Raw genomic sequence first — 21834 nt, 5'->3', positions numbered from 1 at the left:
CAGATGTCCGAACCTCGGCGGCTGTTCCGCGACCAAGCTTATGTTCGGCGCGGGCGTACTGAGCCGATTGACGGCCTGCTGCGGATCAGCGCTCCGCACGAGTGGCTCTTTTTTGCCCTGCTCGGATGCGCGCTGATCGGATTGCTGGCCTGGGCCGTCTTCGGGAACATTGAACGCGGCCTATCAGCCCCCTGCGCATTGGTCTCGGCAAGCGGCGATATCGACGCTGCGGCGCGATTGCCATCGGATGACGCTCGTCGCGTGACGGTCGGGATGTCGGCCCGCGTCAGCGTTCCGGGTGCGTCCGGAGCGCTTGACGGCAGGGTCGTCCAGGTCGCACGCTTTGACGCCGGCTCGGACAGCGGCCCATTGCTGGTAGTCGTGCGGCTGTCGGAGGCGCCGGCAACCCCGCTTAGCGAGGGTGATGCCTGCAACCTCCGCATCATCACCAGCCGAGATTCGCCCATCAGCCTGATCGTCCCCGCTGCTGTCGTACCGGCCGCCCTGGATTAGAGCGCCGTGTCCTTCGTTGTCCGGCCTGCCCAGCGGCGACCATTCAGTAGACGTCGTCTGCGCACGCCGATCATCCCCCAGCTCGAAGCGGCCGAGTGCGGGGCCGCCTCGCTCGGCATTATCCTGGCCCACTTCGGAAAATGGGTCCCGCTCGAGGAGCTGCGCGAGGTATGCGGAGTCAGCCGCGACGGCTCCAACGCTGCCGGTATCGTCCGCGCCGGCGAGCGATACGGGCTCCGCCTCCGCGGCTGGCGCAAGGAAGTCGAGCAGCTCGAGGAGCTCGAGATGCCCGCAATCTTGTTTTGGGAGTTCAATCACTTCCTGGTGCTCGAAGGCATCTCAAACGACCGGTGCTACCTCAACGATCCGGCCAACGGCCGGCGCACCGTGAGCCGCGAGACCCTCGACGAGGCCTTCACCGGCATCGTCCTCACAGCCGAGCGGACGGCGTCGTTCCAAGCAGGCGGCGAGCCTCCCAGTCTCTGGCGGATGCTCTGGCCCTGGTTGCGCGAGGCGCGCCGAGCGCTCATCGCTGTGATGTTGGCCGGTCTGCTGCTCGCCATCCCCGCTCTGGCCCTGCCGATCCTGCTCGGCTTCTTCGTCGACAACGTCCTGCTCGGCGCCGAGAACCCGTGGGGGGGCGGCTGGATTGTCGCCGCGATGCTGCTGGCCGGAGTCTCGATCTACCTGCTCACCTGGATGCAACAGCTGATGCTTCGCAAGATCGCGATCCGGCTTGCGGTCACTCACGCTCAGCGACTGCTCTGGCGGCTCTTCAGATTGCCGACGCAGTATTTCGCGCACAGATTTGCCGGCGACCTGGCCTCGCGGCTCAGCCTCGTCGACCAGATTGCGGCGGGCGCCGCCCAGCGGCTCGTGGGTGCGGCAGTGGAGCTGATCGTGAGCGCGTTGCTCTTCGTGCTGCTCGTGGTCTACGACCCGCTCATCGGCGTTATCGTCCTAGCCATCGCGCTGGGCAACGTGCTCGTGACCCGAGTCTTGAGCCGGCGGCGGGTCGACCAGAATCGACAGCTTCGTCGCGAGCAGGCGCTGTTGTTCGGGATCGAGACCGCTGGTCTGCGTCAGATCGACTCGTTGCGCGCCACCGCCTCCGAGAACGACTTCTTCGCCCGCTGGAGCGGCTATCAGGCGCGGGAGCTCTCAGCCCGACAACGTTTCGTCGAGCTGGGCTACGTGAACGCCGCCATGCCTCGGCTCTTTTTGATCCTGAGCGGCATGACCGTGCTCGGACTAGGCGGCTGGCGCGTGATCGAGGGCGACCTCACCATCGGCGAGCTGTTCGCCATATACATATTGGCCGCCAACTTCCTCGCCCCGATCGGCCGGTTTGTGCAGCTCGCGGACGCATTCCAGCTTCTCGAAGCCGACCTCCAACGCGTCGCGGACGTCCTCGGCGCTGAGGAGGACCCCTCGCTCACCGCCGCCGAGGCGAGCCAACGCGATGCTCAGTCGGGCGCGGTGGCCAGTCTCAACGGTCGCCTGCGGCTGGCTGGCCGACTCGAGCTGCGCGGCGTCAGCTTTGGCTACCGACGCGATGCCGACCCGCTGATCGACGGCCTCAGCCTGACGATCGAGCCGGGCCAGCGGATCGCCATCGTCGGCCCGACCGGATCGGGAAAATCTACGCTGCTGCGCGTGGTCAGCGGCGACTACTCGCCCTGGTCGGGCGAGATCCTGTTCGACGGCGTACCCGCCCGCAATATCCCGCGCTCGGTCATCACAGCGTCACTGGCCACTGTGGATCAGCAGATCGTGCTCTTCGATGGAAGCGTGCGTGACAACCTCACAATGTGGAACGGCTCTGTCGCTCAGGCCGATGTCGTCGCCGCCGCCCGCGACGCGATGATCCACGAAGAGATCGTCGGACGCAGGGGCGGTTACGACGCCCACATCGAAGAGGGCGGACGCAACTTCAGCGGCGGGCAGCGCCAGCGACTGGAGATCGCCCGGGCGTTGGTCAACCGACCGTCGCTGCTGTTCCTCGATGAGGCGACCAGCACGCTCGACGCCGCGACCGAGCAGTTCATCGACGACGCCCTGCGCCGGCGCGGCTGCTCCTGCTTGATCGTCGCCCATCGACTGAGCACGATCCGTGACTGCGACCAGATAATCGTCTTGGATCGCGGTCGCGAGGTGCAGCGCGGTGTCCACGAGGAGCTGATCGCCGACCCCAACGGCATCTACGCCCAACTGGTGCAGTCCCAATGACGGCCATCCAACCCGCCGACGCCCTTGGGCAGACGCGACTCGGCCGGCTTGCGCTGAGCCAGGGCGAATCGACCGAGAGTGCCGCAAACCAGCCGATCCCTCTCGACGACCCGTCGGTCGCCTACCTGGTGCTGGAGGGAGCGATCGACGTCTTCCTCTTCGAGCAGGAAGACGGCGCCGTCAGATCCTCCGCGATGCACACCCTCCGCGCCGAAGCCGGGCAGATCATCTTCGGGATCGGCTCGCACGATACGCCGCTGGCAGTGGTTGGGAAGGGACTGCCCGGTGCGCGCCTGTCCAAGCTGGGGAGTTCGGAGTTGGCCGCTCCCGAACTGGCCGACGAGCTCGCCGATCAGGCCGACCGTTGGATCAGCGCGATCGGCGGCGCCGTGGCGTCGCGAATCGAACCGAGGCCCCGTCCCACGTTCGTAGTCGACCCTGGCGACCACGTTTCGCCTAGCGCCGACGCGGACTCGGGTGCCGGGCACCACAATGCTGAGGCTCCTGGCGACCACGTTTTGCTGAGCGCCGACGCGAACAGTGTTCTTGCCACCCGCTCCGGCGCGGTCGTGTGGATTGGCGCCTCGCGAGGGGCCGCCGCATTCTTGGGCACAGAAGAGCCCTCACCCGACGGCACAGGTCTCGCGCCGCTCAGTTTCGACACCTGGATCACCCTGTCAGAAGACGCTGCGATCGAAGTCGTCAGCTCGCGACGGCTAGCCGAGGACGGTCGACTCCTGCGAGCGCTCGACGAGTTCCACCGGCTCGCGATGGGCGCCGAGCACCTCAACCGATCGCTATTGCTGGCCGACGTCGTCAACGAGCAGGCCGCGCGCGAAGCGCTCCGCCGTCGCGACGCCGAGCAGGCCCAAGCCGGTCTCAACCGCATCCTGGTCCGGGAGCGCGTCGGCGCCGACCACGACGGCTCCGCCCTCATGGCAGCACTGGCGCTGGTCGGCAAGCACGACGGCATTGACTTCCAGCGACCTGCGCCGCAACCAGGCCAAGTCGTCGAGGAGCCCACGCCTGAAGCGGTCTTTCACGCTTCGGACGTCCGCGCCCGGTGCGTGCGCTTACAGCCCGAGGATCGCTGGTGGCTGGGCGACAGCGGCGCGATGCTCGGGTTCCTCGGTGACGACCGGAGGCCGGTGGCCTTGCTGCCGCATTGGAGCGGCCGCTACCGGATGATCGATCCAACCGACGGGCGAGTTGCTCGCGTCGACTCGGCAAAGGCACTTCAACTCTCGCCGCGCGCCTGGCTCTGCTATCCGGCGCTGGCCGCCGGTCGCGGGGTCGGCGCCTTCGACCTCGCACGCGTCGCCGGACACGGACTCGCCTCCAGCTTCGGGCGCTTCGCCGTGGCCGGACTGTTGGCCGCACTCTTGACGCAGGCGCCCGCAATCGCAATCGGTGTTCTGGCCGATTGGGTGCTCGCTTCGGCATCGGGCGGCATGCTGCTCCAGATCATGATTGCGTTGGCCCTGTTCGGCGTGGTGGGCATGCTGCTGGAGATTCTGCAAGGAACGTCGATGATGCGGCTTGAAGGGCGCGGCGCGGCCCGAGTCAGCGCCGCCGCCTGGGACCGACTGCTGAGGCTGCCGCCGAGCTTCTTCCGACGCTTTACCGCCGGCGACCTCGCGATTCGCATGGGCGCCTTCCAGCTCATGCGCGACCAGATCTCGGGAGTGGCCGCCAATGCTCTGCTCTCGTTCGTATTCCTCCTGCCAACGCTCGCCATTCTCTTCGCCTACGACGTTCCGCTGGCACTGGTCAGCGTCGGCCTAGCCGTGGTGATGGTGTTGATCACGGCGTTGATCGGCCTCTGGCAGATGGGGCCGCAGCGCCGCGGCTTCGCCGCCGAGCGCCGCCTGGCGGGCGAGCTGCTCCAGTTCATCAACGGGATCGGCAAGCTGCGCGCCTCCGGCGCAGAACCGTCGGCCTTCGCCGCCTGGGCTCGGCACTACCGACAGCAACTGCTGGCCAGGATCCAGGTGTCACGGCTGAACGAGCACCTGATCTCGCTCAGCGCCGCCACCCCTGCCCTGATTGGCGCAGCGCTGTTCGCCGTCGTCCTTGCCCGCGGCCCTGAGGAATTGCAGGTCAGCGACTTCCTCGTCGTCTACGCCGTGGCAATGACATTCTTCGCCGCGGCCGCCAACCTCGGCCGCTCGTTTGAGGCGATCGCCGCTGCTTTGCCCGGTTATGAGCAGGTCAAGCCCGTCCTTCGCGAGCTGCCCGAGCCCGGTGCCCGCAGCAGCGCTCAGGTCTCGCTGCAAGGAGATGTGCGCTTCGACCATGTCAGCTTCCGCTACCAACCCGACACGCCGCTGATCGAGGATGTATCGATCTCGGCGCGGGCGGGCGAGTTCGTCGCCATCGTGGGCGAGTCGGGCTCGGGCAAGAGCACTCTGATGCGGCTCGCGTTGGGCCTCGAGGATCCGACCTCCGGCAGCATCTACTACGACGGCTGCGACCTCGCCTCGCTCGACCGTCAGGCGCTGCGGCGCCAACTGGGCGTTGTCACCCAAGACGGCGCCCTCCAGCCGGGCAGCTTGCTAGACAACATCATCGGCATGGGCGACGATCTCACGATCGAGGACGCCTGGCGGGCCGTTCGCCAAGCCGACATCGAGGACGAGATCGCCGAGATGCCGATGCAGCTCCATACCGTTTTGACCGAGGGTTCGGCCACGGTCTCGGGCGGGCAAGCACAGCGTCTGCGGATTGCCGCTGCGCTGGTCCGCAATCCACGCGTTGTCTGGCTCGACGAAGCGACAAGCTGGCTTGACGCCCGCAGCCAGGCGCAGGTGATGCAGAGCATCGAGAAGCTTGCCGCGACCCGCATCGTCATAGCGCACCGACTCTCGACCATCCGCCACGCCGACCGCATCTATGTGATGCAGCGCGGCCAGGTAGTCCAAGTCGGCAACTTCGACCATTTGAGCGCCGTCGACGGCCCCTTCCGCAGCCTGGTCGAGCGCCAGCTCGCGTGAGCCGGTATCGGCCGACCCGCCAGTCGGAAGATCAGCCCGGGCGCTCTACGGGGAACACCCGATTCCCCTCGACCTCGATCCGCTGCCTCCGCAGCCGCAGCGTGGCGATCCGCCACTGACCGTCGTCGCACTTGCGATACGTCTCCTCGTACCAGCCCGTGCCCCACATCTGCCCAACGCCGCTCTCCGGCGGCCAGTCCAGGTGGTCTTCCATCGACCACACGGCCGAGGCGGTGTCCGGCCCGTCGATGCTGATCTCACTCATGTGGCCGTGATGGGTAGTGATGATCGGGGCCAAGATGGGCTCCAGATACACCCGGAAAGCCTTGTTGCCATAGATGTCGGAGTCGTCCCCGGTGTCGTCGGGGGTGGAGATCACCACGTCGTCGCAGAACACGTTTTCCCACTCGTCCCATCGCTTCTGGTCCATGAACCGGAAATACCGGGCCTTGAGCTGGCGAATGGCCTCAATTTCCACCAAGTCCTCAGGAGTCATGGCTGGCACGCTAGTCCCCCGAAACCCTCACAAGCTGCTTGCCGATGTTGCGGCCCTCAAAGAGCCGAGCCAGCGCTTGGGGCACGTTCTCAATGCCGTCCACCACATCCACCCGGTAGCGGATGCGGCCGTCGAGTACCCACTGGGCCAGGATGGGGAGCGCCTCGCCGAAGCGGTGGAAGTAGTCGGTGATGATGATTCCCTGCACCTTTAACCGCCGGAACAAGATATTGCGGAACAGCCGGGGCGACCACCAGTCGCCCTCCGCGTTGTAGGTGGAGATCAGTCCGCACACCACCACCCGGGCATGGTTGTTCACCTGGCCCAAGATGGCATCCATCACGTCGCCGCCCACGTTCTCGAAGTCCACGTCGATCCCGTCGGGGCACGCCTGTTGGAACTGCTCGTCGAGGTTTCCTGCCCGGTGGTCTACGCACGCGTCGAAGCCCAGTTCCTCGGTCACGAATCGGCACTTCTCCGGCCCGCCGGCCACCCCCACCACCCGGCAGCCCTGGATCTTGCCGATCTGGCCCGCCACCGAGCCGGTGGCTCCCGCGGCCGCCGACACCACCAGGGTCTCCCCCGGACGGGGCTCGCCGATGTCCAGCAGGCTCCAGTAGGCGGTCATGCCGGTGGGGCCTAAGACGCTAGTGAATGCCTCCAGCGGCAATCCCAGCTCCATAGGGATGCGCTCGGCCCGGTCCAGCAGCGAGTATTCCTCCCAGATCTGCCCGCCAGTGACCACGTCGCCGGGCTGGAAATCCGGATGGCGCGACTCGATCACCGTGCCCCAAGACCGTCCCCGCATGGGGTCGCCCACTTCGATGGGGGGCATGTAGGCGTCGATATCGCTCATCCAGATCCGATGGGTGGGGTCCATCGACAAGAATGCACTCCGCACCAGCAGCTGGCCCTCACCCGGCTTGGGCACAGAAAGCTCGGTCAGCTCCAAGTCGTCGGCGGTGATATCGCCCTCCGGCCGAGCCCGCAATACCCACCGCCGGTTTCGCTCGCCGCTCATATCGCTTCCTCACTCATCACCGGCACACCATACGACGTTGTATGTAGCCTCACGGGTCGAACAAGGAGTAGCGATGACCGATCAGCGCCAGCAGGAGCACTATCCCGGGTTCGAAGGGACAGTGGGCAAGATCATGGCCACCTCCGAGTCTTGGTGGCCGCCCCGCCCCGCTGCGCCGGATGGTGCTCCCAACGTGGTGGTCGTGCTGGCCGACGATCTGGGCTTCTCCGACGTGAGCTGTTACGGCTCAGAGATCGCCACTCCGGCCATCGACGAGCTGGCCGCCACCGGGGTGCGCTACACCAACTTCCACGTCACCCCGCTGTGCTCTCCCACCCGGGCGGCGTTGTTGACCGGGCTCAACTCCCATCACGTGGGGGTGGGGTTCGTGGCCAACGCCGACCCCGGCTTTCCCGGCTACGCCAGCGAGCTGCCCCACAACCAGTCGACGCTGGCCGAGATGCTCAAGGCCAACGGCTACGCCACCATGGCGGTGGGCAAGTGGCATCTGTCCAAAGAAACCGACTTGTCGATCGCCGGCGACAACCACTCGTGGCCGCTTCAGCGGGGCTTCGACCAGTTCTACGGATTCCTAGAAGCCCTCACCAACTTCCACCATCCCCACATGATGTATGAGGGAAACAGCCCGATCGACCTCGCCGAGTATCCCGAGGGCTACTACCTCACCGACGATCTCACCGATCGGGCCTGCCGCATGATCCGGGAGGTCAAGGCCACCGACTCGGACAAGCCGTTCTTCATGTACTACGCACACGGTGCGGTCCACGCCCCGCTGCACGCCAAGGCCGAGGACATCGCCCGCCACCGGGGCAACTACGACAAAGGCTGGGACCAGCTCCGCGAAGAGCGCCTCGCCCGTCAGATCGAACTCGGGGTGGTGCCGCCTGACACCGAGCTTCCGCCCCGGAACTTCGAGCCCGACGAGGACGTGCGGGCCTGGGACAGCTACTCGGAGGGCGAGCGCCGGGTCATGGCCCGCTACATGGAAGTGTACGCCGCCATGGTGGAATCCATTGACGACAGCGTGGCCCGCATCCGGGCCGAGCTGGAGGCCATCGGCCAGCTCGACAACACCATCTTCGTGTTCACCAGCGACAACGGCGCATCCCGTGAAGGCCGGGCCCAGGGAACCACTTCGTACTTCACCTACAGCAACCCCGGAGCGATGTCTTCGGCGGAGGTGGGCGAAGAGGAGATGAACGCCCTCGACGCCATCGGCGGCCCCACCACCTGGCCTCACTACCCCCGAGGCTGGGCCATGGCCTGCAATACCCCCTTCCGGCTGTACAAGATCACCTCCTATCGGGGCGGCCATTCGGTGCCGTTCGTGCTGTCGTGGCCGGCCCGCACCGCGGAGAACGGCGGGGAGCTTCGCAACCAGTACACCCACATCATCGACCTGCTGCCCACCCTGGCTGAGCTGTTGGAGATGGACATCCCCACTGAGCGCCACGGGCGGGCTTCCGACGCTCCCGACGGGGTGTCGTTCGCCGCCACCTTGGGCGACCCCGATGCCCCCTCCGACCACACCGAGCAGTATTACGAGTGCATCGGCCACCGGGCCTACTACCGCGACGGCTGGGCGGCCGCCGCCTTCCACGAGTTCATGACCCCGTTCAGCACCGACCGCTGGGAGCTGTTCAACCTGAACGAAGACCTCAACGAGCTGACCGACCTGGCCGAAGCCGAGCCCGAGAAGCTGGCCGAGTTGGTGCAGGCATGGGAGGAGGCCGCCTGGCGCAACCGGGTCTACCCGCTCGACGAGGGAACCGGGCTGTACCGCCTCCTGCGGCCCGCCGAGCACGACCTGCTCACCCGAGAACTGCGTATCCTGCCCGGCACCCCCACTGTGGAGCGCTACCGGGCGTCCCGGGTCATCGCCGGCGGCAACTTCACCGTCACCGTCGATCTGCACCACCGCCCCGGCGACCAGGGTGTGCTGGTGGCCCACGGTGGACAGGCCTCGGGCTATGTGCTCTACATCGAGCGCAGCGCTCTGCACTTCGAGGTCAACAGCGGCGGCCAGCCGATGGTGTTCGACCCCATGGACCTGCCAGGGGAGTGTCAGCAGATCGTCTTGGATGTCCAAGCCCCCGGCGGCCGGATCTGGAACATCACCGTGATCGCCGACGGCCGTACCGGCATCACCGCCACCAACATCCCCCAGATCTACGGCTTCATCCCCTGGGAGGGGATCGACGTCGGGCTAGACCGCCGCTCGCCGGTGTCGTGGCAGCTCCACCAGCGCCACGGCTCGTTTCCGTACTCCGGCACCATCCACCAAGTGACCTACGTCCCCGGCCCCCCCGCCCCCGACACCGAAGAAGTCCGCCTCGCCGAACTCCGCGAAATCGGAATGGGCTTGGAATAGAGAACAAAGCGCGCTGAATCCAACCGAGGCGGGGCGGCAGCCCGCAAAATGGGTCGTGGCGGGGGGTGGCCCGGCTCAGGGCGCCCGCCGCCACGACCCCGTCAAGTGAGCCCGCCGCCCCATCAAGGGATGGTTATCTATAGTGTCCGCCGCAGCCACAGGGGAGAACACATGACTGATCAGCGCCAGCAGGAGCATTATCCGGGGTTCGGGGGGAAGATCGGGAAGATCATCGCCACTTCAGAATCGTGGTGGCCGCCCAAACCCGTGCCGCCGGCCGATGCTCCCAACGTCGTGATTGTGCTGGCCGACGATCTGGGCTTCTCCGATCTGGGCTGTTTCGGCTCGGAGATAGCCACCCCGGCCATCGACGCCTTGGCCGCCACCGGGGTCCGCTACACCAATTTCCACGTCACGCCGCTGTGCTCGCCCACCAGGGCGGCGCTGCTGACCGGGCTCAACTCCCATCATGCCGGGATGGGGTTTGTGGCCAACGCCAATCCCGGCTTTCCCGGCTATGCCGGCGAGCTGCCCCACAACCAGTCGTCGCTGGCCGAGATGCTGCGGGACAACGGTTACGCCACTATGGCGGTGGGCAAGTGGCATCTGTGTTTGGAATCCGACCTCTCGGTGGCTGGTGACACGCACTCGTGGCCATTGCAGCGGGGTTTCGATCAGTACTACGGGTTCTTGGAGGCCCTGACTGATTTCCACTTCCCCCACCAGCTCTACGAGGGCAACAACCCCGTCCACATAGACGAGTATCCCGAGGGCTACTACCTCACCGATGACCTCACCGACCGGGCCTGCCGCATGATCCGCGACGTGAAGACCACTGATCCCGACAAGCCGCTCTTCTTGTATTACGCCCACGGAGCGGTCCATGCCCCGCTGCACGCCAAGGCTGAGGACATCGCCCGCCATCGGGGCAACTACGACAAGGGCTGGGACCAGCTCCGAGAGGAGCGCCTGGCCCGGCAGAAGGAGTTGGGCATCGTCCCGCCCGACGCCCAACTGCCCCCCCGCAACCCCGAGCCCAACGAGGATGTGCGGGCCTGGGACAGCTACTCGGAGGACGAGCGCCGGGTCATGGCCCGCTATATGGAGGTGTACGCCGCCATGGTGGATTCGATAGACGACAGCGTGGCCCGAATCCGGGCCGAGTTGGAGGCTCTCGGCCAGCTCGACAACACCATCTTCGTGTTCACCAGCGACAACGGCGCGTCGCGAGAAGGCCGAGCCCAGGGCAGCACCTCGTACTTCACCCACAGCGGCACCGGTGCCCGGCCCTCGCCGCCAGTGAGCGAATTCGAGCTGGAGGCCCTAGAGGCCGACGAAATCGGCGGCCCCACAACCTGGCCCCACTATCCCCGCGGCTGGGCCATGGCCTGCAATACCCCCTTCCGGCTCTACAAGATCACCGCTCACCGGGGCGGCCACTCGGTGCCCATGGTGCTGTCGTGGCCAGCCCGCACCGAGGCGGTCGGCGGGGAGCTGCGCCCCCAGTACACCCACATCACCGATCTGATGCCTACCCTGGCCGACCTGCTCGGCCTCAACGTCCCCACCGAGCGCCACGGGCAGGCTTCTGACGCTCCCGACGGGGTGTCGTTTGCCGCCTCCCTGGATGATCCCAACGCCCCCTCCGACCACACCGAGCAGTACATCGAGTGCATCGGCCACCGGGGCATCTATCGAGACGGCTGGTCGGCGGCCATTTTCCACGAGCATCACACCCCGTTCAGCTCCGACCGCTGGGAGCTGTTCAACCTGGCCGACGATTTCAACGAGCGAAACGACCTGGCCGACGCCGAGCCCGAGAAACTGGACGAGCTGGTGCAGGCCTGGGAGGAGGCCGCCTGGCGCAACCGGGTTTTCCCGCTCGACGAGGCATCTGGGCTGTTCCGCTCGTTGAAGCCCCCCGAACACGCCAAGCTCACCCGCGAACTGCGGATTCTCCCCGGATCGCCCACCGTGGAGCGATTGCGGTCGTCGCGGCTCATCGCCGGCGGCAACTTCACCGTCACCGTCGATCTGCACCACCGCCCTGGCGAGCAGGGCGTGCTGGTGGCCCACGGCAGCCAGGCGTCAGGCTATGTGCTCTACATCGAGAACGACGCCCTGTGCTTCGTGGTCAACAGCTCTGGTCGCTACCTGGCCGCCGATCCGGTGGCCCTGTTGGGGGAGTGCCGGCAGATGGTGCTCGACGTCCAAGCCCCCGGCGGGCGCATCTGGAACGTTTCTGTGGGTGCCGACGGCCAGGTCGGATCCACTCTCTTCGACATCCCTCAGATGATCGGCTTCTTGCCCTGGCAGGGCATCGACGTCGGCATCAACCGGCGCTCCCCGGTCTCGTGGGACATCTACCAGCGCCACGGCACCTTCCCCTACTCCGGCACCCTCCACCAAGTGACCTACACCCCCGGCCCCCCCGCCCCCGACACCGACGAAGTCCTCCAAGAACAATTCCGCGAATTCGGCATGGCCCTCGAATAGTAGAACCCCCCTCTCCCTCCCTCTTCCGATGGCGATCCCAACCGAGGTGTGCGGCGGGCCACAAAATAGGTCGTGGTGGCGGGTGGCCCGGCTCAGGGCGCCCGCCGCCCGCAGACCTGCGAGGACGGCGGGCTGGGCCGGGACAGGCCCCGCCACCACGACCCCATCAAGACAGCCCGCCGCACACCGGAGGATGGTCAAACCACAAATGCGCTATCCCCCGTACTCTGCTGCCTCCAGCTCCCTCAAGACCTCAAACCGCTCCCGCAGCTCGCGCCGCCGACTGCGATCATTCGCCAGATTCACCAATTCGTGCGGATCGTCGTCGTGGTCGTACCACTCATGATCGTGATCATCGAACTCGGCATCGGGCCCAAACAGCATTGAGTCGCCCAGCGACACCCCGAGGTTGCTCACCCCGCCCCCGATGCCGTAGTAGCGGCAGTATTTGTGGCGGCCGTCGAACACCCCCGAAGAGGCGTAGCGCACCTTCTCAACCCCCAGGTACCACGGCCACCGCTGGGCGAACAGGATGTGGTCGCGGATCACCGCCGATTGGTCGTCGAACAGCGGGCGCAGGCTCTGGCCGGGCAGGTCAGAGGCATCCACTCCGGCCAACTCCAGCACAGTGGCCGCCAAATCGGTGTGGCTGGTGAGCGACTCGGTGGCCGTGCCCGCGGCGGTCAGCCCCGGCGCCGACAGATACAGCGGGATCCTCATGGTCTCCTCGTAGTTCCACGGCCCCTTGGACCGCAACCCGTGGGAGCCGCACTGGTCGCCGTGGTCGGAGGTGAACACCACCACGGTGTTGTCCCACTGGTCGATTTCGTCCAGCGCGCCCAAGATCGTCCCCAGGCACTGGTCGCTTAGCTGGTGCAGCTTCACGTAATAGTCAAGCTGGCGCAGCCAGATGTCGTGGTCGCCGGGGTCCATCGGCCCCGGGGTGCTGTTGCGCTCCATCTCCAGCAACCACCGGCGGTGGACCTCGGGCTTGGTGTGCAGGTCGTCGTCGAAGTTCTCGGGCAGCTCGGTACACCACCGCTCGATCTCGTAGTCGAAGGCGGGCAGGTTGGTGGCCCGGCCCCACTTGCGCCGATCCAGCTTTTCACGGCTCTGGGCCACGTAGTCGGGCTCCTGCTCCCAGAACCAGGGCTGGTCGAGTGGGAACCACATGATGTCGTGAGGGTTCACCAGCCCCACGGTCAAGAACCAGGGCTGGGTGGAATCCCGCTGGTCTCGCAGCCAGGCGGCCGAGTCGGCCGCGATGGGCTCGTCAAACTCGGTGCCGCTGCCCGGCAGCCCCCAAAAGGCCATGTCGTTTCCGGTCCAATCCGAGAAGCCGTAGGCCTCCATGTCGGGCTCGGCTGAGGCTTCGAGGTGCCACTTGCCTTTGTAGGCGGTGCGGTAGCCGGCGTCTCGCAGCCGGGTGCCCAGGGTGGGGATGTCGGTGGAGAGCTCGGTGTTGTTGGGGTAGCTGGAGTTCTCGGTCACCCCGTGCTCGTCCATGTGCAGCCCGGTGAACAGCGTGGCCCGCGACGGCGAACAGGGCGAGGTGTGGGTGTAGTGGCGGCGGAACTCCAGCGACTGTTCCAACAGGCGCTGGCGGGCGGGCAGCGGCACTCCTGGCGGCAGCCAGTCCCGCTGGCGTTCCTGATCAGACACCAATAACAAGATGTTGGGCGGCTTCGTTTCCGACATTGAGGGGAGCGTAGCGGCGCAATTACCTGAGTTTCTTGCGCTTCCGAACATTTAGTGGTGAACTATCGCCCTGTACTTTGCGTACCCGCGCGAGTCCGAGGGGGACAAATGAAACGTTCTTGGCTCTTTTCACTTCTTGCCATCTTGTTGGCTTTCTCGCTCGTTGCCACCGCCTGTGGCAATGACGATGACGATCCCGGGGTCAGCGACGCCCCGTCGGCGCCTTCCGATGAGCCGAGCGACGAGCCATCGGAGGAGCCCGGCGATGCCCCATCCGACGAGCCGTCTGATGAGCCCGGAGATGCCCCTTCCAACGAGCCGTCAAATGAGCCTGGCGATGGCCCGGACGAGGACGCAGTTGTCATGGAGGAGATCGGCCCGCCTGAGGACACGGTGGTCACGGTGTGCGACGCGCCGTCGTTCACCCAGATCTATGCCAAGGTGATGGCCAATCAGGGCTTTGCCGAGAACAGGGGATTCGAGATCGACTTCGTGGCCTGCCACTCCGGTCCGGCTCAGGCCGCATCTCTGGTCTCCGGCCAGGTTGATATCGCGCTGAACACCCCCGACAACATGCTGGGAATCCGCAATGCCGATTTCGACGTTGTGATGTTCGCCCAGATCGTTGACAACCACTTCTTCGACATCGTGGTGTCCAACAACTTCGGCGAGATCGACTGTCCGCAGGGTGACTGGGAGTGCGTCATGGCTGTGCTCGACGGCACTCGCGTAGGTGTGGTGGCCCGAGGTGCCGCCGCCGAGCAGATCGCCCGCCAGCTCCTGGACTCCGCCGGATTCGACCCCGACGACACCACCTACATCGCCACCGGGTTGGCAGGCACGACGCTGGCCGCGCTGGAGTCCGACGAGGTGGACTGGGCAATCACGTTTGAGCCCGGCCTGAGTCGGGCCGAACTCGATGACATCGGCTACGCACCGTTCCGGCTGCGGAGCGGCGATGGTCCGACCGAGTTGGACTGGCCGTCTGCTGTAATGATCACCGCCCGCTCCTATTGGGATGCCAATCCCAATACCGTTTTGAATTACCGGGCGGCGATCCTGGAATCGATGGCGTGGCTGCGCGACCCCGCCAACCAGGACGCGGTCCTGGAAGAGCTGGACGCCCACCTAGGCCTCGAACCCGATGTCGCCCAGTACATATTCGACAACAACATCGGCTCGATGACCGTCACCGCTGAACTCGACCCAGTGCGGGTCACCAACAACGTCAACTACGCCGTGGGCCGAGGCATCCTTGGGGAAGCCCAAGCGTTCGGCGAATTCGCGGTAGGCCCCGGCATCGATGTGATCTTGCCGGAGGCCCTCGTGCCGGAGGCGACCAATGTTGGGATATGCACAGCCGCTTCCTTCAACGGCATGGTCGCCCACATCTCGGTAATCAAGGGCTTCTTGGCGGAGCGCGGGGTGGAAGGCGAGTTCATCCAGTGTCCCTCTGGTGCCGCCAATGCCGCCGCGCTGATCGCCGGAGAGGTCCAGTTCGTCATCAACACCCCCGACAACATGCTGGGGATCCGCAACGCCGGCTTCGACGTTGTGATGTTCCAGCAGTTGGCCGACAGGCACTTCTTCGACATCCTGGTCAGCAACAACTTCGGCCAGATCGATTGCGAGCAGGGCGACTGGCAGTGCACCATGGAGGCGCTTGAGGGCACCCGGGTGGGCGTGGTAGCCCGAGGCGTGGCGGCAGAGCAGATCGCCCGCCAGCTCATAGACTCCGCGGGACTCGATCCCGATGGCGCCACCTACATCGCCACCGGCCTGTCAGGCACCACACTGGCGGCGCTGTCGTCCGATGAGGTGGACTGGGCCATCACCTTCGAGCCCGGTCTGAGCCAGGGGGTAGTTGATGGAATCGCATACTCCCCATTTGCCCTGCGGGCCGGGGACGGGCCGAGCGAATTGGACTGGCCGTCGTTGGTGAACACCACCTCTCGCGAGTTTTTCGACAACAACCCCAACACGGTGGCCATCTACGCGCAGACGATGCGCAACACCATGGACTGGATGCGCAATCCAGCCAACCGTGCTGAGGTGCTGGAGGTAATGGATGACTTCCTTGGCGTGCAGGGCGAGCTGGCCGAGGCCATCCTCGACAAGAACATCGGGATCTTCTCGCTCAACGGTGCTCTTCAGCCCGCCCGGCTCCAGAACAACGTGGACTACGCGGTTGGACGAGGCATCCTCGAAGAGGCCCAGGACTTCAGCGAGTTCTCGGTTTCTCCGTAGCCAACTCTTCTTCCGGTCTGGCGATCGTTCAGGTCGCCCGACCGGAGGGGCTGGCTAAGGTATCGAGATGGTGGCGTTGTGAGCCCAGCGGTCGAATTGAAGGATGTCACCCTCATCTTCGGGGGCGATCACCCCAAAGACGAGCCGGTTCTTGCCATCCAAGACATCAACCTCTCCATCCCGGCTGGCCAGTTCGTGGCCGTGGTCGGGCCGAGCGGGTGCGGCAAGACCACCATTTTGAACATGCTGGCCGGGATCCTCAACGCCACCCGGGGATCGGTCATTCGCCACGGCCAGGAGGTCGACGGCCCCAGCGACGACATCGGCTACATGCTGGCCCGCTCGGGACTGAGCCCGTGGCGCACCGCCCGTCGCAACGTCGAGCTCGGCCTTGAGTTCCGGGGCGTGCCCCGAAGCGAGCGGCGTGAGCGGGCCATGGAGTTGTTGGCCAAGCTCCGCTTGGAGGGCTTCGCCGACTCGTTCCCCTCTCAGCTCAGCCAGGGCATGCGCCAGCGGGTGGCCATCGCCCGCACGCTGGCCATCGATCCCGACTTGTGGCTCATGGACGAGCCCTTCGGCGCCCTCGACGCCCAGACTCGCCTCACCGTCCAGTCGGAGTTCTTGGATATCTGGTATGAGACCCACAAGACGGTCATATTCGTGACCCACGACCTCGAAGAGGCCGTGCTTTTGGCCGACCGGGTGGTGGTCATGACTGCCCGCCCCGGCCGCATCAAGTCGGACACCATTGTCGATCTGGCCCGCCCCCGGGTGATCGACGAGCTCCGCTTCGACCCGGTTTTCCGGGAGACCGAGCACAAGATCTGGGAGGAGTTGCGCGGTGAGATCGTCTGACGTCGACGAGCCCAGGGAAGCCGACATGGCCGATCAGGCCGGGTTGGCTGATGCGCTCAGTCAAGAAGAAGTGGAGGCGCTGATCCCCCATGAGCCCATGTGGAAGTACCGCTTGCGCCGTCTCGACATCCCGGTTCAGATCTTGCGGATCGTCATCCTGTTCGGGATCTGGGCGCTGTGGCACTACGAAGTCGTGTGGAACGGCTGGGACGCGTTCTCGGTCTTCGGTATCCAGCCGTTCCCCGACGTGCCCGAGACGTTCCGGGCCAGCCCTGGCGAGACCTGGGAGTACTTCACCCAGATCTACCACGAGAAGCTCTTCTGGCAGGATCTCTGGGTCACGGTGAAAGAGGCATTGTTCGGCTTCGCCATAGGGTCGATTCTTGGGCTCCTCGTTGGGATAGTTCTCGGGCGCTTCCAAAGAGCCTCCAAAGCGGTGGGGCCCTTCATCGTGATCGTCAACGCCATGCCCAAGATCGCCTTCTTGCCGCTGATCCTGATCGTTTACGGCGTGGGCGAGACCTCCAAGGTGGTCTTGGCCGTAATCATCGTGTTCTTCATCGTGCAGGTGCCCACCCAGGCCGCGGTGGCGCTGGTCGATCCCGACCTCGACATGGTGGCCCGCACTATGGGCGCGTCCCAGCGCCAACTCTTCACCAAGGTCACGCTGCCCGGCATCACCCCGGCGGTGTTCGGCGCGCTGCGCCTGTCGGCGGTCATATCGGTATTGGCGGTGGTGTTCGGCGAGATCTTCTCCGCCCGCCGGGGCCTCGGCCAGCGGCTCATCACCGCGGCCAACCAGCTCTCCTACGGCGACACCTTCGCCATCGTGTTCATCCTGGCCCTGATCGCGCTCATAATGAATGGCGGAATCGGCTTCGCCGAGCGCAAATCCCTCCGCTGGCAAACCACCCACCAAGGCGGCCAAGTCATCTCGCTATAAGGATTGCCACTGCTCAGCGTCGCGAGACCTCAGCTCAACTCCAAAACGGTGCCAGTAGAGCCCTATGCGGCTTCGGCGGGTGGATTGATGCCCAGAGTGGTTTCGATACGGGCTAAGCGCTCACCGTGATTCTTGAGTTCTCCGCCGAGGTTGTCGACCTTTGATTCGATGCGGTCGAGCCTGGCGCCCATCATCCTCATGAACTGAAACAACAACGAGACGAACCCGGTACCCAATACTCCGATGAGTGTCGCTATGGCAGCTTGCATGATCTTTCCTCTGCCAAAATAGGTTACGGGGGAAGATTCCTCAGCAGCCTATTTCTGCCTCCGTTCACCAACAACCGATTCGCCTCCTGGTCCACCGCGGGCCAATTCGGCGAGACGAGCGGTGTCACTGGGATCGAGCATTCCAATCACAGCGAAGACCGGCTTGTCGGGGCCGGTGACCGCTTTGAGCGCCCGGTAGCCGGAGCTGTTGGGGGCTGGCTGGTCGGTGGTCAACAGCACCAGCGGGGCGGCACCGCCGGACGAATGCAACACCGAAGCTTTGCCCAGCGCCTTCCATAGGGTGTCGGTGCGGCGCAATCCAGGTCGTTGGGTGACGCTGAAAGCACCTGAGACATCGAATAGCCATCTATTGCCCTCCTCGTCGATGGCCTCGAAGTTCACCTCCACGCCGCAGGAGAACTTGACTTTCTCCCGGATATTGCGGAATCCACTCATCTTGAGAACTTCTCGTGCCATCTCCTGGGCCTTGCGGCCTTGTTGCCCAGCCCTGACCTGGAAGTCGTCGCTCCACTCGGGTTCTGCGCTGTTTGCCGATGGGGCGACGGTGACTTGCCAATGCGGCTTTTCGGCGGGCCGTTCGAGACGGTCTCGCTCGTCGGCGATGCGCTGCTCGGCCAAGGCGATGTAGGCGGCGTCGGTGTCGAAACCGACGTAGTGGCGCCCGGTACGGACTGCGGCCACTGCGGTCGTTCCCGCTCCCACGAAAGGATCCAGGACCAGATCGCCCCTGTATGTGTAGAGGTCGATCAACCGCTGGGGAAGCTCCACAGGGAACGGCGCGGGGTGGCCGACCCGTTTGGCCGACGCTGCCGGAATCTCCCACACATCGGTGGTGGCTTCCATGAACTCATCGACAAAAGAAGTTCCTTCTGAGGGAAGCCGCTGAGCCGCCCGTTCGGCTGGGGGAAGTGCCCGGTCGAAGCGCCCTTTGGAGGCGATCACCACCCGCTCGGTTACGTCCCGCAGTACCGGGTTTCCCGGACGCTGGAAGCTGCCCCATGCACAACTGCCCCCTGCACTATGAGCCTTTTTCCAGATCACTTCGCCTCGCAGCAGCAGTCCGAGACGATCCTGGAGAATGGAAGTCACATCGCCCGATAGGGATCGATAAGGGCGTCGCCCCAGATTGGCCACATTTACCGCTATGCGACCGCCCGGTTCCAGCTTGGCAACGCACTGGGCAAATGCCTCCTCCAGCATGTCGAGGAAATCCACATAGTCAGCGGGAATGTGGCCCTGGCCCACCGCTTCCTCGTACTCCTTGCCCACGAAATAGGGCGGGGAAGTGACCACCAGCGCCACCGAGTTGTCGGCCACCTCCCCGAAGACGTCCATCTTGCGGGCATCGCCCACCCAAAGCTGGTCACGACAAGTGGGTTCCACAACTTCGGAGTTGTCGCTTATCTCAGGCACTGGAAATCTGTTGTAGAACGCGGAAGCATCATGGCCCTCGCGTCGACCCACCCCGAAACTGGAAGTAGACGTCCCCTGCCTGCGCCGGGCAGATTCCATCTCTCGAAGTTACACCGCTGGTGCGACAACTTGGGGGACGAGAGATGGCCGCAGCTATTGGGGAGTGTCGGTTTCGGGCTCCGAGACTTCGGCTCGGCCCTCTAGGCGGCCCACTCTCCGACACAGGTCCATGACGACGTCGGTGAGCTTGTCCAGCCGGCTGTGGACTTGCTTGAAGCCGTCGTTCATGTCGTCGCTGATCTTGGCATTCTCGGCCCGCGCTCCCTTGAAACCTTCGTTGGTCTCGGTTCTGAGCTGCGCGATGTCGGCGCGGCGACCGCGGTCGAGGTAGAGCATCAGGGTGAGGATGATCCCCAGCATGGCGAGTATGGCTTGTTCCATGAGTTCTCCAAGGAGTTCTCAGCACATGGGGGAAGAGGAAGCCAGTTTAACAGCACGGACAACACCAGAGTCAACAGTTGGTGGTCCCTGGGTTTGGCGGAGGGCTGTTGCGGTGCTCGAGGGTTGGGGGGGACTCGAGGAGTCCTAGAGGCGGTGGCGCAGGGCGGCTAGCTGGGCTTCGGCGGCGTCGGCTCGGGCTTCGGCGGCGTCGGCTCGGGCTTCGGCGGCGTCGGCTCGGGCGGCTTCATCCTCGTGGTCTCGCAGCCAGGTGGAGGTGGCAGGGTGGTAGAGGCGCAGTTTGGGAGGGGCCCAGCACAGGTCCAGGCCGAGCACGTCGCTGTGGCCTCGTAGTTGAACGCCGTCGCTGATAGGCGATTCGACGGAGACGGCGATGGGCTCCCAGCGGTCCATTTGCCAACGCTCGCCGGCCAGCGGCGTATCGAGCAGGTCTCCGCCGGTGGGGTCCAAACGCCAGTATTCTGAGACGCCCAGGTCGGCGAACTTGGCCGGCTTTTCGTGCAGGTCCACCCTGTAGGTGTTGACCGAGGCGATCTCCAGCACGAAGGAAGGGATGGCCCCAGCTTCCCACACCTTGTAGGTGGACTTGTTCTCAACTGCGGGTATGTTCACGCCGAACGCTACGGCCACGTCGGGGGCCACCACGACCCGCGGGTCGCCCTCGCGGTAGTAGATGTTGATGTCGCAGCACACCCAGGCGTCGGGGTGATGTTCGGAAACCCAGCTGCGCAGTGCGACGGCCAGCTCGATCCGACGGCGCATTTGCATGTCGCCTTCGGGCACTTGGGGTCCTTCCGGATAGTAGACCTCGGCTCCCGGTTGGCGGTTCGCCAACATGCTCATCGGAGCGACTTTCTGAACACGTCGCCAACCCTACCATTTCTTGTCACTTATCACCGCCAGATTGACATGACAAACTATGAAATAGATGTAAAACTTCCTACTTGCCTCCGATAAAGGCAGTTATACACACAGTTGAGATGGCGGACAGCCGGGCTAATGGGCTTGGGAGTGCCAGCGACCGTTGCGGTGCTCTAGTTCTAGGGGGAGGCCGAAGCAGGCGGATAGGGACTCGGAGGTGAGCACTTCTTCCAGGGGGCCTTGGGCCAAAACCCGGCCATCGCGCAGCAACAGCACGTGGGTGAAGCCGGCGGGGATCTCCTCGGTGCGGTGGGTGACCATCACCAGGGGAGGGGCGGAGGGGTCGGTGGCCAGGCGAGTGAGGTCGGCTACCAGCATCTCCCGGCCGCCCAAATCCAGGGTGGAGGCGGGCTCGTCCAACAGCACCAGGCCAGGGTCGGTCATCAGGCTGCGGGCGATCTGCACCCGCTGACGCTCGCCCGACGACAGGGTGGCGATGGTGCGGGAACCCAGACCACCTGCTCCCACCTGCTCCAACAGCTTCTCCGCCCGCTCGCGGTCGTCGTCGGTGTAGTCGTGCCACCATGGTTCCAGGGCGCCATGGCGGGCAGTCATCACTACCTCTACCGCCCTCAGGTGGGGCCGCAGCATCTGGGCCAGCGCAGGGGAAGTGAAACCCACCCGGTGTCGCAGCCGGCGAACGTCCACCTGGCCCAACCGCTGTCCGAGCACATCGACGATCCCCGCAGTGGGGTGCTCGTAGAGCGCAGCGATCCGCAGCAGCGTGGTTTTGCCGCTGCCGTTGGCCCCCAGCACTACCCAGCGCTGGCCATCGGCCACCTCCCAGTCGACATCGGCGAGGATGGGCCGCTTGTCGCGGGTGAAACCAACTCCGGACAGCCGCAGCGCCAACGCCTCTGCCATCGTC

At 65.2% G+C, this 21834-nt stretch carries 16 protein-coding genes; 8 read left to right on the top strand and 8 right to left on the bottom strand.

What is annotated here, in order from left to right; translation table 11 throughout:
- The first annotated feature begins 3 nt into the window (after window positions 1-3).
- The 3 genes from ACOOGG_RS01685 to ACOOGG_RS01675 are packed head-to-tail and all read left to right on the top strand — an operon-like array spanning window position 4 to window position 5735.
- Window positions 4-513 (top strand): hypothetical protein, encoded by a 510-nt coding sequence (locus tag ACOOGG_RS01685; protein WP_420431639.1) that lies wholly within the window; start codon window positions 4-6, stop codon window positions 511-513.
- Window positions 514-519: 6 nt separating this feature from the next.
- Window positions 520-2742, top strand: coding sequence for an NHLP family bacteriocin export ABC transporter peptidase/permease/ATPase subunit (locus ACOOGG_RS01680; RefSeq protein ID WP_420431637.1), 2223 nt, complete (start codon window positions 520-522; stop codon window positions 2740-2742).
- Complete coding sequence (locus tag ACOOGG_RS01675; RefSeq protein ID WP_420431634.1) at window positions 2739-5735, top strand: ATP-binding cassette domain-containing protein; 2997 nt, start codon at window positions 2739-2741, stop codon at window positions 5733-5735. Before ACOOGG_RS01680 ends, ACOOGG_RS01675 begins: the two co-directional genes overlap by 4 nt.
- A 31-nt stretch (window positions 5736-5766) precedes the next feature.
- Here ACOOGG_RS01675 and ACOOGG_RS01670 read toward each other — a convergent pair whose 3' ends face one another.
- On the bottom strand, window positions 5767-6231 hold the full coding sequence (locus ACOOGG_RS01670) for a nuclear transport factor 2 family protein (protein WP_420431632.1): 465 nt from the start codon (window positions 6229-6231) through the stop codon (window positions 5767-5769).
- Between the two features lie 10 nt (window positions 6232-6241).
- On the bottom strand, window positions 6242-7252 hold the full coding sequence (locus tag ACOOGG_RS01665) for an NADP-dependent oxidoreductase (protein WP_420431630.1): 1011 nt from the start codon (window positions 7250-7252) through the stop codon (window positions 6242-6244).
- A gap of 73 nt (window positions 7253-7325) precedes the next feature.
- On the opposite strand from ACOOGG_RS01665, the gene ACOOGG_RS01660 reads away from it, so the two are divergent.
- Both ACOOGG_RS01660 and ACOOGG_RS01655 read left to right on the top strand, forming a co-directional pair.
- Window positions 7326-9644, top strand: a complete 2319-nt coding sequence (locus ACOOGG_RS01660; protein ID WP_420431628.1) for an arylsulfatase — start codon at window positions 7326-7328, stop codon at window positions 9642-9644.
- Between the two features lie 171 nt (window positions 9645-9815).
- Complete coding sequence (locus ACOOGG_RS01655; protein WP_420431626.1) at window positions 9816-12140, top strand: arylsulfatase; 2325 nt, start codon at window positions 9816-9818, stop codon at window positions 12138-12140.
- A 213-nt stretch (window positions 12141-12353) separates the two neighbouring features.
- Here ACOOGG_RS01655 and ACOOGG_RS01650 read toward each other — a convergent pair whose 3' ends face one another.
- Window positions 12354-13838, bottom strand: coding sequence for a sulfatase-like hydrolase/transferase (locus ACOOGG_RS01650; RefSeq protein ID WP_420431624.1), 1485 nt, complete (start codon window positions 13836-13838; stop codon window positions 12354-12356).
- A 108-nt stretch (window positions 13839-13946) separates the two neighbouring features.
- On the opposite strand from ACOOGG_RS01650, the gene ACOOGG_RS01645 reads away from it, so the two are divergent.
- The 3 genes from ACOOGG_RS01645 (at window position 13947) to ACOOGG_RS01635 (ending at window position 17883) form a co-directional block, all read left to right on the top strand.
- On the top strand, window positions 13947-16085 hold the full coding sequence (locus tag ACOOGG_RS01645; RefSeq protein WP_420431622.1) for an ABC transporter substrate-binding protein: 2139 nt from the start codon (window positions 13947-13949) through the stop codon (window positions 16083-16085).
- A gap of 78 nt (window positions 16086-16163) precedes the next feature.
- Window positions 16164-16940, top strand: a complete 777-nt coding sequence (locus tag ACOOGG_RS01640; protein ID WP_420431620.1) for an ABC transporter ATP-binding protein — start codon at window positions 16164-16166, stop codon at window positions 16938-16940.
- Complete coding sequence (locus ACOOGG_RS01635) at window positions 16927-17883, top strand: ABC transporter permease (RefSeq protein WP_420431618.1); 957 nt, start codon at window positions 16927-16929, stop codon at window positions 17881-17883. The genes ACOOGG_RS01640 and ACOOGG_RS01635 overlap by 14 nt, the downstream gene beginning before the upstream one ends.
- Window positions 17884-17945: 62 nt before the next feature.
- Here the strand turns inward: ACOOGG_RS01635 and ACOOGG_RS01630 are convergent, their stop codons facing one another.
- The 5 genes from ACOOGG_RS01630 to ACOOGG_RS01610 all read right to left on the bottom strand — a co-directional run bounded on the left by ACOOGG_RS01630 (window position 17946) and on the right by ACOOGG_RS01610 (window position 21830).
- Window positions 17946-18152, bottom strand: coding sequence for a hypothetical protein (locus ACOOGG_RS01630; RefSeq protein WP_420431616.1), 207 nt, complete (start codon window positions 18150-18152; stop codon window positions 17946-17948).
- A gap of 48 nt (window positions 18153-18200) precedes the next feature.
- On the bottom strand, window positions 18201-19586 hold the full coding sequence (locus ACOOGG_RS01625) for a DNA-methyltransferase (RefSeq protein ID WP_420431614.1): 1386 nt from the start codon (window positions 19584-19586) through the stop codon (window positions 18201-18203).
- A 153-nt stretch (window positions 19587-19739) separates the two neighbouring features.
- A complete protein-coding gene (locus ACOOGG_RS01620) occupies window positions 19740-20027 on the bottom strand; it encodes a hypothetical protein (protein WP_420431612.1) in 288 nt (95 codons plus the stop codon).
- A gap of 144 nt (window positions 20028-20171) precedes the next feature.
- Window positions 20172-20888: a Uma2 family endonuclease gene (locus ACOOGG_RS01615; protein ID WP_420431610.1), complete on the bottom strand. Its 717-nt coding sequence runs from the start codon at window positions 20886-20888 to the stop codon at window positions 20172-20174.
- A 153-nt stretch (window positions 20889-21041) separates the two neighbouring features.
- Complete coding sequence (locus ACOOGG_RS01610; protein ID WP_420431608.1) at window positions 21042-21830, bottom strand: ABC transporter ATP-binding protein; 789 nt, start codon at window positions 21828-21830, stop codon at window positions 21042-21044.
- Between the last annotated feature and the right edge of the window lie 4 nt (window positions 21831-21834).

This window comes from Candidatus Poriferisocius sp., from assembly GCF_965214065.1.
Taxonomy (GTDB): domain Bacteria; phylum Actinomycetota; class Acidimicrobiia; order Acidimicrobiales; family Bin134; genus Poriferisocius.
Note: the sequence above shows the minus strand (reverse complement) of the source record. Positions and strands in the feature narration are given on the sequence as shown.

Bases quoted from the DNA above. Each gene is read 5' to 3' on its own strand.
- ACOOGG_RS01685 (WP_420431639.1), top strand. From the start codon at position 4: ATGTCCGAACCTCGGCGGCTGTTCCGCGACCAAGCTTATGTTCGGCGC.
- ACOOGG_RS01655 (WP_420431626.1), top strand. From the start codon at position 9,816: ATGACTGATCAGCGCCAGCAGGAGCATTATCCGGGGTTCGGGGGGAAG.
- ACOOGG_RS01620 (WP_420431612.1), bottom strand. From the start codon at position 20,027: ATGGAACAAGCCATACTCGCCATGCTGGGGATCATCCTCACCCTGATG.
- ACOOGG_RS01630 (WP_420431616.1), bottom strand. From the start codon at position 18,152: ATGCAAGCTGCCATAGCGACACTCATCGGAGTATTGGGTACCGGGTTC.
- ACOOGG_RS01670 (WP_420431632.1), bottom strand. From the start codon at position 6,231: ATGACTCCTGAGGACTTGGTGGAAATTGAGGCCATTCGCCAGCTCAAG.
- ACOOGG_RS01615 (WP_420431610.1), bottom strand. From the start codon at position 20,888: ATGAGCATGTTGGCGAACCGCCAACCGGGAGCCGAGGTCTACTATCCG.
- ACOOGG_RS01660 (WP_420431628.1), top strand. From the start codon at position 7,326: ATGACCGATCAGCGCCAGCAGGAGCACTATCCCGGGTTCGAAGGGACA.
- ACOOGG_RS01650 (WP_420431624.1), bottom strand. From the start codon at position 13,838: ATGTCGGAAACGAAGCCGCCCAACATCTTGTTATTGGTGTCTGATCAG.
- ACOOGG_RS01665 (WP_420431630.1), bottom strand. From the start codon at position 7,252: ATGAGCGGCGAGCGAAACCGGCGGTGGGTATTGCGGGCTCGGCCGGAG.
- ACOOGG_RS01610 (WP_420431608.1), bottom strand. From the start codon at position 21,830: ATGGCAGAGGCGTTGGCGCTGCGGCTGTCCGGAGTTGGTTTCACCCGC.
- ACOOGG_RS01675 (WP_420431634.1), top strand. From the start codon at position 2,739: ATGACGGCCATCCAACCCGCCGACGCCCTTGGGCAGACGCGACTCGGC.
- ACOOGG_RS01645 (WP_420431622.1), top strand. From the start codon at position 13,947: ATGAAACGTTCTTGGCTCTTTTCACTTCTTGCCATCTTGTTGGCTTTC.